The 12,704-nt window shown below is 72.9% G+C and carries 10 protein-coding genes; 6 read left to right on the forward strand and 4 right to left on the reverse strand.

Features of this window, described 5'->3' with window-relative positions; genetic code table 11:
* Window positions 1–621 (forward strand): SMP-30/gluconolactonase/LRE family protein (locus ACTHLI_RS08805; protein ID WP_440182824.1); only part of this gene is annotated, 621 nt, incomplete at its 5' end.
* Window positions 622–635: 14 nt separating this feature from the next.
* On the opposite strand, the gene ACTHLI_RS08810 is transcribed toward ACTHLI_RS08805, so the two are convergent.
* The gene (locus ACTHLI_RS08810) at window positions 636–1,517 is read right to left on the reverse strand and encodes a fumarylacetoacetate hydrolase family protein (protein WP_440182826.1); all 882 of its coding nucleotides are present in this window, start codon (window positions 1,515–1,517) and stop codon (window positions 636–638) included.
* Window positions 1,518–1,732: 215 nt separating this feature from the next.
* On the opposite strand from ACTHLI_RS08810, the gene ACTHLI_RS08815 reads away from it, so the two are divergent.
* A complete protein-coding gene (locus ACTHLI_RS08815) occupies window positions 1,733–2,836 on the forward strand; it encodes an endo-1,4-beta-xylanase (RefSeq protein WP_440182827.1) in 1,104 nt (367 codons plus the stop codon).
* Between the two features lie 86 nt (window positions 2,837–2,922).
* Here ACTHLI_RS08815 and ACTHLI_RS08820 read toward each other — a convergent pair whose 3' ends face one another.
* Window positions 2,923–4,641 carry an IlvD/Edd family dehydratase gene (locus tag ACTHLI_RS08820; protein WP_440182829.1) on the reverse strand — a complete coding sequence of 573 codons (1,719 nt, stop codon included), beginning with the start codon at window positions 4,639–4,641 and terminating at the stop codon, window positions 2,923–2,925.
* A 230-nt stretch (window positions 4,642–4,871) separates the two neighbouring features.
* Here ACTHLI_RS08820 and ACTHLI_RS08825 point away from each other — a divergent pair, with 230 nt between their 5' ends.
* The 3 genes from ACTHLI_RS08825 to ACTHLI_RS08835 all read left to right on the forward strand — a co-directional run bounded on the left by ACTHLI_RS08825 (window position 4,872) and on the right by ACTHLI_RS08835 (window position 8,051).
* Entirely contained in the window at window positions 4,872–6,221 is a 1,350-nt protein-coding gene (locus ACTHLI_RS08825) for a serine hydrolase domain-containing protein (protein ID WP_440182831.1), read from the forward strand.
* A 124-nt stretch (window positions 6,222–6,345) separates the two neighbouring features.
* Window positions 6,346–7,728 (forward strand): protein kinase domain-containing protein, encoded by a 1,383-nt coding sequence (locus ACTHLI_RS08830; protein WP_440182832.1) that lies wholly within the window; start codon window positions 6,346–6,348, stop codon window positions 7,726–7,728.
* Window positions 7,729–7,826: 98 nt separating this feature from the next.
* Window positions 7,827–8,051, forward strand: a complete 225-nt coding sequence (locus tag ACTHLI_RS08835) for a hypothetical protein (RefSeq protein WP_440182834.1) — start codon at window positions 7,827–7,829, stop codon at window positions 8,049–8,051.
* A gap of 13 nt (window positions 8,052–8,064) precedes the next feature.
* Here the strand turns inward: ACTHLI_RS08835 and ACTHLI_RS08840 are convergent, their stop codons facing one another.
* Together ACTHLI_RS08840 and ACTHLI_RS08845 are read right to left on the reverse strand one after the other, a co-directional pair.
* Complete coding sequence (locus ACTHLI_RS08840; protein ID WP_440182836.1) at window positions 8,065–9,558, reverse strand: S53 family peptidase; 1,494 nt, start codon at window positions 9,556–9,558, stop codon at window positions 8,065–8,067.
* Window positions 9,559–9,718: 160 nt separating this feature from the next.
* Window positions 9,719–10,945, reverse strand: a complete 1,227-nt coding sequence (locus ACTHLI_RS08845) for a D-arabinono-1,4-lactone oxidase (protein WP_440182837.1) — start codon at window positions 10,943–10,945, stop codon at window positions 9,719–9,721.
* A 601-nt stretch (window positions 10,946–11,546) separates the two neighbouring features.
* Here ACTHLI_RS08845 and ACTHLI_RS08850 point away from each other — a divergent pair.
* Window positions 11,547–12,635, forward strand: a complete 1,089-nt coding sequence (locus ACTHLI_RS08850) for an XdhC family protein (RefSeq protein WP_440182839.1) — start codon at window positions 11,547–11,549, stop codon at window positions 12,633–12,635.
* Window positions 12,636–12,704 lie beyond the last annotated feature (69 nt).

Raw genomic sequence — 12,704 nt, forward strand, 5'->3', positions numbered from 1 at the left:
CTGACCCCGGTCGGCGACGTCCAGACGGTATTCGACGACCCGGCGATCCGCATGAACGAGGGCGGGTGCGACCCGCAGGGGCGCCTCTTCCTCGGCACCATGGCCTACGGGGCGACCGAGGGCGCCGGCACGCTCTACCGGATCGACCACGACCGGTCCGTGCACCGCGTCCTGGAGGGCGTGACCATCTCGAACGGGCTCCAGTGGCGGGCGGACGGGCTGGCCGCGTTCTACAACGACACCCCGACGCATCGCATCTCGCGCTTCGACTTCGATCCCGTCACCGGCGCCTTCGGGAGGCGCACGACGGTGGTCGACATCCCCGAGGAGCAGGGCAACCCCGACGGCCTCGCGATCGACGCCGAGGGCGGCCTCTGGACGGCGCTGTTCGGCGGCAACGCCGTGCACCGCTACGACCAGGAGGGGCGCCTGACGGAGGTCGTCGAGGTGCCGGTCCGCGACGTGACCTCCTGCACCTTCGGTGGCCCCGACGGCACCACCCTGTTCATCACGACCTCGAGGGACGGGAAGGGCGAGGACCGCGCGGAGCCGGCTGCGGGGGCGGTGTTCGCCCACGAGGCGGGCGTCGCAGGGGCCGTCCAGTACGCGTTCGCCGGCTGAGCCGGCCGGCCGGGTCAGCCCGCGGTGTCGTCCGACCGGTCACGCGGATCCCGGCCGACCACGCGCACCCGGTTCTCGAGGACGCCGACGCCCTCGACCCGGACGCGCACCACGTCGTCCGCCGCCAGCGTGAACGACTCGGGCGGGACGATGCCCGTGCCGGTCAGCAGCACCGCGCCCGCGGGGAACGGCATCGCCGCGAAGAGCCAGGCGCCGAGGTCCTGGGCGGTGCGCGTGATGGCCGCGGTCGAGGTGGTGCCCTCGAACGCGACGCCGCCGTCCCGCTCGATCTCGAGCCCGATCTCGAACGGACCTCCTGCCGCCCACACCGGCACGATCGCCGGCCCGAGGGCGCATGCGGCCTCGTAGACCTTCGCCTGCGGCAGGTACAGCGGGTTCTCGCCCTCGATCGACCGGCTCGACATGTCGTTGCCGGGCACGTACCCGAACAGCTCCCCGGCGCTCGTGAACACGAGGCCGAGCTCCGGCTCCGGCACGTCCCAGGCCGAGTCGGCCCGGATCCCCACCGCCCCGCCGGGGCCGACCACGCGCGACGCCGTCGACTTGAAGAACAGCTCGGGCCGCTCGGCCACGTAGACGCGGTCGTAGATCGACGCCTCCGTGGACTCGGCCATGCGCTCGTCCCGGCTGCGCTCGTAGGTGACGCCTGCGGCCCACACCTCCTGCTCGTCCACGGGAGCCCCGACCTCGAACGCCTCGGCGGCTTCCCTCGCGGCCTCGAGCCGCGCACGGGCCGCATCGAGCGGCAGCGCCAGCAGGTCTGCGAGGCCGCCGTCGATCCAGCGGTCCTCGCCGCCGATGCGCACCGCCCATCGTGCGCCGTCACCCGTGACCGCTCGGCGGATGGCCCACTCGGGCAGGCTCTGGGGCTCCATGTGCGCTCCTCCGATCGCGCCGCGCCGTGCACGGACCCGACCACTCTGGCGTATTCGGGTCGACCGCGCACCGGCTGCTCGGCGACGCGCGGGGCGCCGTCGAAACCTCATCGAAACCGTTGACACCCGATATGGAAAACGTTGTCCTACTGGACAACCGCCGCCGGCGCCGGCCACGGGTCACGATGAAGTCGCCCACTCACGAGGAGCACACGATGTCTCTCCATCCGCCCCTCCACCGCCGCGCGCTCGCCGGCACCGCTGCTACGGCACTCGCCGTCGCGCTGGTCGCCGGCGGCGCGCTCGGCGCGTCCGCCGCCCCCGACGGCTCAGGCCGTTCGACCCTCCGAGCGCTCGCCCAGTCCGCGGCGGGGCTGAAGATCGGGACCGCCATCAACACCGATCAGCTGGGTTCGAACACGCGATACGACCAGATCGCCGGCAGCCAGTTCAGCACGGTGACGCCCGAGAACGTCATGAAGTGGGACGCCATCGAGCCCAAGCGCGGCCAGTTCGACTACACCGCTGCGGACGAGCTGGTGCGCTTCGCCCGGCAGCACCACCAGCTCGTCCGCGGCCACACGCTCGTCTGGTACAACCAGCTGCCCCAGTGGCTGGTCGACCTCGGCCCCTTCCTGACGTCGAAGCAGACGGCCGCGATCCTGAAGCAGCACATCACGGAGGAGATGACGCACTTCAAGGGGAAGATCTGGCAGTGGGACGTCGTCAACGAGGCGTTCAACGAGGACGGGACGCTGCGGGACAACCTCTGGCTGGAGAAGATCGGCCCGAGCTACATCGAGAAGGCGTTCCGGTGGGCCCACGAGGCCGACCCGAAGGCGTTGCTCTTCTACAACGACTACAACATCGAGTACGCCGGTCCGAAGCAGGACGGCGCCTACGCCCTCGTCCGGGGACTCGTCCGCAAGGGCGTGCCGATCGACGGCGTCGGCTTCCAGACCCATCTCGACACGCAGTACGGGATCCCGGACCTCGAGACCTCGATGCAGCGCTTCGCGAACCTCGGGCTCAGGACGGCGGAGACCGAGGTCGACGTCCGCACCACGCTGCCCGTCACCGCGACGGAGCAGTCGGCGCAGAACGCCGGATACAGCGAGAGCCTGCAGGCCTGCCTGCTCGTCCGGGCCTGCATCTCGTACACGGTGTGGGGCTTCGGCGACGCGTACTCCTGGATCCCGGGCGTCTTCGCGGGTGAGGGGTCGGCGGATCTGTACGACGCGAACCTCGTCGCGAAGCCGCAGTACTTCGCTCTGCAGTCGGTGCTCCGCACGGCGAAAGGTGTGCCGCACCGCAGCTGATCGACTGCGCTGACCGGCACCGAGCACGGGCCGGGGGATCCGACGGCCGGGTCTCCCGGCCCGTGCTCGCGTGCGGCCGCGACTCGTCAGTGGGACTCCCTGGTGACCTCGCTTCCGCTCGCGCCGACCAGGAAGTCGAGGTCGGCGCCGGTGTCCGCGCCCTGCACGTGCTCGATGTACAGCCGCTCCCACCCGCGGGTCGCGCTGGCGTAGCCGGCTACCAGGGCGGGGGAGGGGGTGCGCCGCGCGAGCTCGTCGGCGGGGACGTCGAGCTCGATGGTGCGGTTCGGTACGTCGAGCACGATCTCGTCGCCGTCCTGCACGAGCGCGAGCGTGCCCCCGGCCGCGGCTTCCGGCGCGACGTGCAGCACGACCGTGCCGTATGCCGTTCCCGACATGCGTCCGTCGCTGATCCGGACCATGTCGCGCACCCCCTGCTGCAGGATCTTCTGCGGCAGCGGCAGGTTGGCCACCTCCGGCATGCCCGGGTAGCCCATCGGGCCGCAGCCGCGCAGGATCAGTACCGAGTCCGGCGTGACGTCGAGGTCGGGGTCGTCGACCCGCGCGTGGAAGTCCTCGATCGAGTCGAACACCACCGCCTTCCCGCGGTGCTGCAGGAGGTGCGCGGATGCGGCCGAGGGCTTGATGATCGCGCCGTTCGGCGCCAGGTTGCCGCGCAGGACGGCGATGCCCGCCCCGGCGATGAGCGGCTCCTCCCGCGGCGCGATGACCTCGTCGTTCCAGACGTCCCGATCGTCGAGGTAGTCGACGAGCGGACGCCCGGTCACGGTGATCGGGGTGGGGTCGAGCAGGTCCCGCACCTGCGCGAGCACGGCGAGCACCCCGCCCGCGTTGTAGAGGTCCTCCATCAGGTAGCTGCCGGAGGGCTGCAGGTTCACCAGCAGCGGCACCTCCGCGCCGATCCGATCGAAGTCCTCGAGCGTGAGCTCGATGCCGAGCCGCCCGGCGATCGCCATCAGGTGCACGACCGCGTTGGTGGAGCCGCCGCAGACGGCGAGCGCGACGATCGCGTTGTGGAACGACTCCTTCGTGATGACGTCCGCGATCGTGCGGCCCTCGCGGACGAGCTCGACCGCGAGCCGGCCGGTCGCCTGCGACGCCTCGAGCAGGCGGGCGTCCGGGGCGGGGGTGCCGGCGAGGCCGGGGATGGTCATGCCGAGCGCCTCCGCCATGATCGCCATGGTCGAGGCGGTGCCCATCGTGTTGCAGTGCCCCTTGCTTCGGATCATGGAGCGGTCGCTCGCGAGGAACGCCTCCTGCGACAGGGTGCCCGCCCGCACCTCCTCCGACAGCTGCCAGACGCCCGTGCCGCAGCCCATCCGCTTGCCGCGGAACATCCCGTTCATCATCGGACCGCCCGGGACCACGACCGCGGGGATGCCCACCGAGGCCGCGGCCATGAGCAGCGCCGGGATCGTCTTGTCGCACCCGCCGAGCAGCACGAGGCCGTCGATGGGGTTGGCGCGGAACATCTCCTCCATCGCCATCGCGGCCATGTTCCGCCACAGCATCGCCGTGGGCCGCACGAGGGTCTCCCCGAGGGAGACGACGGGCAGGTCGAGGGCGATGCCCCCGGCCTCCGCGACACCCAGCTTGACCGACTCCATCACCTCGTCGAGGTGCATGTTGCAGGGCGTGAGGTCGCTCGCGGTGTTCGCGATCGCGATCTGCGGGCGCTTCCCGTCGAAGGCGTCCTCCGGCAGGCCGCGCCGCATCCAGGCCCGGTGGATGTAGCCGTCGCGGCCCTCGCCGCCGTACCAGTCCTGGCTCCGTAGCTCCGTCATCGGCCCTCCTCCGCGAGCGGCGCAGCCCACCGGAGGCCCGGGGCCCGCCCTGCGGCAGCGGTGCGGGTCCGGATCGGCATGCGACTCCTTCGTCATCCGGAGGCGCGCGGTCCGTGCTCCGCCCCCTGTACGACGAGCCTAGGACGGCGAAGCGGCTCCCCGCGTTCCGCCGCCGCGGCCGGATCGGCGCCTCACGGAGCACGAGGGCGGCGCTCGTACCATCGACGTCCGTGCGCTACGAGCTCCTCGACACCACTCGCCGGACCCTCGATCGACTCGCGGTGGAGGCGCAGCGCGCCAGCCGGACGCCGGCGCTCGCCGCCGGCGTCGCGCACCGGGGCGACCTGCTGTGGTCCGCCGGCGTGGGCACCGCCGACCTCGGCGACCCCGCTGTGCCCCTGGGTGTCGACACGCAGTTCCTCATCGCGAGCAACACGAAGACCTTCACGGCGGTGATGGTGCTGCAGCTGCGCGACGAGGGACGACTCGATCTCGACGACCGCGTCGACGACCTCCTGCCGGGCAGCAGCCAGCCCGGAGTCACCGTCCGGCAGCTCCTCGCGCACGCGAGCGGCATGCAGCGGGAACCGGTCGCCCCCGAGTTCTGGGACACGCTCGAGGTGCCGCCGGCCGACCGGTTCGTCGCCGACTGGAACGGGACGGAGCGGGTGCTCCCGCCGCACAGCGCGTGGCACTACAGCAACCTCGGCTACCTGGCGCTCGGTGAGATCGTCGCGCACCTCGACGGACGTCCGTGGGCCGAGAGCCTCCAGGCCCGGCTGCTCGACCCCATCGGGCTCCGCGACACCACGACCGTGCTCCGGGCCCCTCGAGCCGGCCTGTACTACGTGCCGCCGTTCACGGACGTGCCGGTGGAGGAGCCCGTCCTGTTCACCGGCATCCTCGCCGCGGCCGGTGGCCTCGCGAGCACGGTCGCCGACCTCGTCCGCTGGCACGCGTTCCTGCTCGACCCCGACGAGTCGGTGCTCCGCCGGGACACGGTGACCGAGATGCTCGAGCCGCACGCGGTGAGGGACGAGCGCTTCAGCGGTGCCCAGGGGCTCGGCTTCGCCATCATGCGGCAGGACGGCCGCACCTGGTTCGGGCACACGGGCGGCGCGCCAGGCGGCATCACCGGCGCGTTCTCGGACCGCGAGTCGGGCGTCACGGCGGTCGTGCTGATGAACAACAGCGTCGCGAAGGACCCGGCCGGCACGGCGGTGCGGCTGGGAGCGGAGGTCGCCGACCACGACGCGGCCCCGCTCGAGCCGTGGGCACCCGGCCGGGTCGCGCCGGCGGAGCTGCTGCCGCTCGTGGGCCTCTGGTTCTCGGAGGGGTCGCCGTTCGTGTTCCGGATCCGGGAGGGGCGGCTCGAGGCGGTCGTCGGGGGTGCGGACCCGGCGACGCCGCCGTCGGTCTTCGAGGCGGAGGGCCCGGACGCCTACCGGACCGTCTCCGGCCGCGAACGGGGAGAGCGGCTCACGGTCCGGCGCCGGGACGACGGATCGGTCCGTTCGCTGAACTGGGCCACCTACCGGTTCACCCGCGAGCCGCTGGGGTTCGCCGAGCCGACGCGCTGACCGGCCCGGCGGGCGCGAGGGCCGGCGCGCGGACGCGGCGGCGCACAGGTGTTCGACGGGCGCGGCGCTGTGCCATCATCTGACCCGAGTACCTCGATCCACGAGGGACCAGCCTGGAGCGCCCGTGCCCGAGCCACGATCCGACTCGATGCCGCCGTCGACCGTCGTCGCCGGCCGCTACATCATCCGCGGGCCCATCGGGCGAGGAGGTCGCGCCGTCGTGTACGAGGGCACCGACCCGCTGCTCGATCGGGACGTCGCGATCAAGATCTTCCACGCGGCCGCCGCGGACGGCACAGCGGTGCGCGTGCAGGAGTCCGAGGCCCGGCTCGTCGCCAGCATGAACCACTACGCGCTCACGACGCTGTTCGACGCCGGCGTGGACTCGACCGACCGTGAGCGACCCCGGATCTACCTCGTGATGGAACGGATCCCCGGCGTCGACCTGCGACGGCGCCTCCGGGAGCACGGCCCGCTGACACCCGCGCAGGTGGCCTACCTCGGTTTCGACCTCGCCGAGGGGCTGCAGTACGTCCACGAGCACGGCTTCCTGCACCGGGACATCAAGCCCGCGAACGTGCTCCTCGCGGACCGGCGCATCGACACCCGGATCCGCGGCAAGCTGACCGACTTCGGCATCGCATCGATGATCGGGCAGACCGACGGCGGCGAGCGCACCACGGGCACGGTCGCCTACCTCAGCCCCGAGCAGGTCGACCGCCAGGAGGCGACGACCGCGTCCGACGTGTACGCGCTCGGGCTCGTGCTGCTCGAGGCGCTCACCGGCGAGGTCGCGTTCCCGGGCGGGGTGGAGGAGTCCGCGGTCGCCCGCCTCGAGCGCGACCCGATCGTGCCCGACACGGTGCCCCCCGCGCTCGCCTCGCTCCTGCGCCGCATGACCGCGCTGCTGCCGGAGGATCGGCCCGGCCTCGACGAGGTCGCCGTCGCGTTCCAGAACGCCTACGTGCAGGATCTGGTCCTCGCGGGCCGGGTGGATCGGGAGCGGCTCGCGACCGATGAGGAGCGCCGCCTCGCGGCCGTGCGCCGGTACAACATCCTCGACACCCCTCCGGACGACGCCTTCGACCGCATCGCGGAACTCGCCCGCCGGATGCTCGACGTGCCCATCGCCCTCATCTCGATCGTCGACGCCGATCGCGAATGGTTCAAGTCGAGCAGAGGCCTCGAGCTCACCGAGGTGGATCGTGACGTCGCGCTCTGCGCGAACACCGTCTCGACCGGCCGGCCGCTGTGCGTGCCGGACGTGCAGGACGGGGACGGGTTCGCCGGCAACCCGCTCGTGCAGACGCACGCGGAGCTCCACGGCTTCGCCGCGGTGCCCCTCACCACCCAGGACGGGCACGTCATCGGCACGCTGTGCGTGTTCGACCGGCGGATCAGGGTCTTCTCCGAGGAGGAGCTCGACGATCTCGGCAAGCTCGCCGAGATCGCGATCCGGGAGCTCGACCTCCGCCTCGCGAGCCGGCGGGCGCTGTTCGACGGCTGAGCCGTCCGGCGGGCGCGCCGAGCGGCCTTCCGATGAATCGATCGGGAACACCCGGGCGGGGGCTTGCCGAGCGCGGGCGAGAGCCACATGCTGAGCGGATGAGCACCACCCCAATGGTCGCGCGACGGCGACTGCAGGAGGAGATCGAGGCCGCGATGGAGCGGCACGCCTCCGCGGCGGAGATCGTCGAGCTGGTCATCGGCAGCGGCTGGCAGCCGCGCCCCCTGCCCGATCCGAACTCCGAGTACCTCGAAGGCGTCCTCTCGAACGGCACCAGGGTGCCGATCGAGATCCGCCACTCGATGGTGGGGCACCGGGTCTGAGGCCGGGGCCGCGTCAGAAGGACGCGAGCGACCTCGGGGAGCCGAGCCCGGTCGGCCCGTCGTAGCCGACGCCCGCATCGCACAGGGCTGTGCGACAGGAACCGTTGGCGCCTCCGGTGACGTCCCAGAACGCTCCCGCGTGCGCGTAGAGCGGCTGGGCGCTCGAGTACGACGCCGCATGGCCCGACCGCACGAGCATCGCTGCGACGAGCGGCGCGGCGAGCGAGGTCCCGCCGGCGACCAACCAGCCGTCCGGCGTGTCCGCCGACGTGCCGTAGGTGTCGTACGTCGCGAGACCCGACTGCGGGTCCGCGTCGGCCGCGAGGTCGGCGGTGCTGCGCCGGGCGCAGACGGCTCGGGGCTGCCAGGAGGGTCTGGGCACGAACGCGGAGCAGCCCGAGCCGCCCCCGCTCCATGCGGTCTCGATCCAGCCCGCCCGGCCGGTCTGCCCGAGCTTCGCGCGGACGGCCGCCTGCTCGCTCTGCTCGCGCACGAGGTCCTTCAGCAGCACCGACTCCGCTCCGGACACCCGCTTGGCGGCCGTCTTCTCCGTCTTGCGGGCCGATGCGAGCGCCCGGGTGAGCGAGCTCACGCGGTGACGCCAGAGCGTGCGCGACCGCGCGGTGGCGGCGTGGGCGCGACGCACCGTCGCGCGATGCAGCGACGCGGCCGCCGCGGTCACGCGGCGCTTGGCGGTGCCGAGCGCCGACTTCGCCTTCGCGAGGGTCTGCCGATCCTTCGTCACCGTCGCGGACGTCGTGGTGGTGGTCACGGCCCCGCCCTGGACCTGCTGCACGGTCGCAGGCGACCCGGTGCCGTCGGTCGTGCTCGTCAACGTGGTTCCGCCGACGGCGATCACGTTCGGCAGCGCCGCGGGGAACACCGCGGTGGTGGCGCCGTCGTCCCCGGTCGCGGCGACGATCGGCACCCCGGGGTGCGTGAAGTAGCGGGCCGAGGTGGAGCTCCAGAAGCTCCACTCCGTGTCGCCCCAGGAGGCGGAGACCGCGGTCGCTCCGAGCGAGACCGCGCTGTCGACGGCCGTCCCCAGATCGTCGATCCTGGCGGTGCTCGCCTCCACGACGAGGATGCTGCAGCCCGGGCAGGCCGCGGAGACCGCGTCCACGTCGAGCGAGGTCTCCTCGCCCCAGTCCGCGTCCGCCTTCGGTAGGTTCGTGCCGCCGTCCTCGCCCACGATCCGCAGGCAGCCGCCTGCGGTCGTGCAGGTGGGCAGGCCGAACCGTGCGCGGTAGACCGCGAGATCCGCCTCGAGGTGCGGGTCCGAGTAGGCGGTCGCGATCGCGACGGTGCCCGTGCCCCCGCCGTCGAGGCCGTAGGCCGAGGCGATGTCGGCGGGGCTCAGCCCGTATCCGCGCGCGGTCGAGGACGCGGGCCGCACCTGCAGGAAGGAGCGCACAGGGCCGTCGCCGGGTGGGGTCGTGCCCACGGAGGTGACGGCGAGCGCGAGCGCCGCGGTCAGCACGCCCACGATCAGGCGAGGACTCCTCATGCTCCGCCCCTCCCCTCCGGCCGTGGCGGTCGGCTCAGGGTATGGAGAACGGCGCGCAGGCGATGCGACCCAGTTCGGGGCGCGAGGCGAGAGGATTCCCTGATCCGGCGCCTGACAGCTCCTCCGTCATGGCCTCCGGCGGAGGCGCCTGCGTGCAGGACTAGGAGCCGAGCACCTGCTCGAGGAACGGGTTGCCGAACACCCGGTCCGGGTCGACCTTGTCGCGCAGCGCCGCGAAGTCGGCCCAGCCGGCGTAGCGGTCGCGGAGATCCGCCGCTCCGGCGTGCGACAGCTTCGCCCAATGCGGCCTGGCCCCGAGCGGCAGCAGCCGCTCCTCGATGCGGGGGAGCAGCGGCAGCACCAGCTCCGGTGCGTCCTTCCAGGTGAAGCCGATCGCGAGCACATCGGCGCCGGACGCGGGGGAGAGCCAGAGGTCGTCGGCGGCGACGGTGCGCAGCTCGTTGACGTGCAGCGCGTCATCGATCTCCGCCCCGATGCCGCTCAGCGCCTCGAGCGCCTCGACGGCGTGCTCCCGGGGGACGAAGTACTCGCTCTGCAGCTCCTCCCCGACGCTCGGGACGGCCGCGAGCCGGAAGTGCGGAAGACGGTCCCACGACGGGCCGAAGTCGCCGACCCGGGTCGAGCGCGTCTCCGTCGCGATCTCCGCCGGGTCCACCGGCGACCAGGCCGCGCCGAAGAAGTCGCCCGACCGGTCGGACGGATCGAGCGACTTCACCAGGCCGCCGCGCACCCCCTCCGTCCAGCGGGAGAAGAGGCTGACGGAGTAGCCGGCGCCGAAGACGTCGTCGAAGCGCTCCTCCACCGTGGTCCACGGCATGGCACCGAAGGCGTCCTGCCGGACGCGGAACGCCGGCACTGTCGCGACCGTCACCCGCGTGACGACGCCCAGCGCACCGTAGGACATGACCGCGCCGGCGAGCTCGGCGCCGCTGAACCGGCGCTGCACGCCTCCGGGACCGACCGTCCCCAGTCCGCCCACGAACGTCGCGAGCATGGGGGTGCCGTCCCCCGAGCGGTGGGTCGGGGGCGCCCCCGCGCCGCCGAGGGAGATGTGCGGCAGGGAGGGGAGATTCGGGATCGCGAGCCCGTGCTCCTCCAGGAGCCGGCCGAGATCACCGAGTCGCACAGCGCTGCCGACGGTCGCGGTGCCGCCCTCCGGATCGACGACGAGATCCGGCGCGAACCGGTCGAGCGCGACGAGCACCCCGTCCGTGTCCGCGCACCGGCTGAACGAGTGGCGGGTGCCGAGCGCGTGCACGCGATCCGCGCCGCGGACCAGCTCCTGCAGCTCCCGCAGGTCGGCGGGGTGTCGCACGGGTGCGCTGTACGTCAGTGTCCGCGCCCAGTTGCGCTCCTCATCGACCACGGCCGTACCGTAACCGGCGGACCCGGGGGATGCGGGAGTGTCGGGTCGCGTCGGGGCGTCCCACGGGCGCGGGCGCCGCGGTTCGCGTGTCCCGTCATGGGGTGTGCCTCGCAGTGGGGTGCGAATTCGGATGCGAATTCACCTGCCCCGCATTACGCTGGGGACATCGGGCCGCTTCCAGCTGGGGGGCTGGAATTGAGGCCCGATTTCGCTACGGGAACGCCGCGGCGGCCGATTGGGGGATCGGTCGCACGCGGCGTTTTCCGTTTTCCGCGCCGCGCGTCCGGCCCGATGGGGGATCGGGCCGAACCGCTGGTCGAGCGCTGATCTCGCACCTCCGATCGGGAGTCGACGCCGACGGCTGGGTCCGTCAAGCGGGACGCTCGGAAAGCGAGTCGATGTGGGTATTCGTTTATCGGCGACGGGTATCGCGTAGTGGGACAGTAGCACCCGCGGGGACAGACAGATCGTTCTGTCCCCGTATTCTTCTGGCCCCAGTGCGGGGAGCGAATTCGTGTTCGAAGTATTCCGGCGCTATTCGATGTCGTATTCGGTGGCACCCGTCACACGGCGGTAACCCGTGGCCGCGAGGATGGCCCCCGTGCTCGAGCTCGCGGAACGTCTGCTGCCGCTGCTCGAAGCGCGCGTCGGGTGCGCGGTGGCGACCTCGATCGACGTCATCGGGAGCGCCCCGCAGCTCGTCGGCACCTCGATGGTGACGACGGAGGCCGGCGACGTGCTCGGCTCCGTGTCCGGAGGGTGCGTCGAGGGCGCCGTGCTGCGCGAGTGCTCGGCGCTCCTCGCGGACGACGTCGCTCGCATCCGTCGCCTGGGCTTCGGTGACGCGGCGGCTGCGCGTGCGGGCCTGGCGTGCGGGGGCGAGCTCGACGTCCTCGTGCATCGTCTCGATCCCGTCGTGCTGCCCGAGCTGCGCGCCGCCGCGCTCGGCGCTCCCGCGGTCGTCGGGTTCGTCGTCTCCGGACCTCCCGCCCTCCTCGGCCGCGCGGTCGTCCCGACGACGGTCGACGCGTTCGCCGTGCAGCTGCCCGGCTCGCCCGTCGCGCGGCTGCACGCCGCGCTCGAGGGCCGCCGCGACGCGGGGACGGGCGGACTGGTCGACCTCGCGTGCGGGGACGCGACCGTGCGCCTGTACGTCGACGTGGCCGCTCCCCGACGCCGGATGATCGTCGGAGGCGCGACCGAGAGCGCGGTGGCGCTCGCCGATCTCGCGACGGCTGTCGGGTACCGGGTCACCGTCTGCGATCCGCAGGCGGCCCTCCTGCAGCCCGGGCGGTTCCGGGAGGGCGTCGAGGTCGTGGTGGCGCGTCCGCACGATGTCGTCCGCGCCGCGGCGCTCACGGCGCGGGACGCGGTGTGCCTCCTGGGGCACGACGAGGACCTCGACGCGCTCGCCCTGCTGACCGCGCTCGAGAGCGGGGCCGGGTTCGTCGGCGCGCTCGGGTCGCGGGCGACGGCCGCGCGGCGGCGCGCGCAGCTCGCGGCGCTCGGTGCGGACGCGGCGGCGCTCGAGCGCATCTGCATGCCGATCGGTCTCGACATCGGCGCCCGCACCCCGCCGGAGCTGGGGATCGCGATCCTCGCGGAGGTGCTCGCCGAGCGCGCCGGGCGCGATGCCGCCCCGCTGCGCAGCGGTTCGGGCCCGATCCACCGCGCAGCGCCGACCCGCTGATCCCCGGCCCGCGCCTCTTGCAGGACCGGACGAGGGTCCTGGACCACTCCGTCCGCCCGGACGCTCCGA

The sequence above is a fragment of the Amnibacterium sp. genome, assembly GCF_051956055.1.
In the GTDB taxonomy this organism is placed as follows: Bacteria; Actinomycetota; Actinomycetes; order Actinomycetales; family Microbacteriaceae; genus Amnibacterium.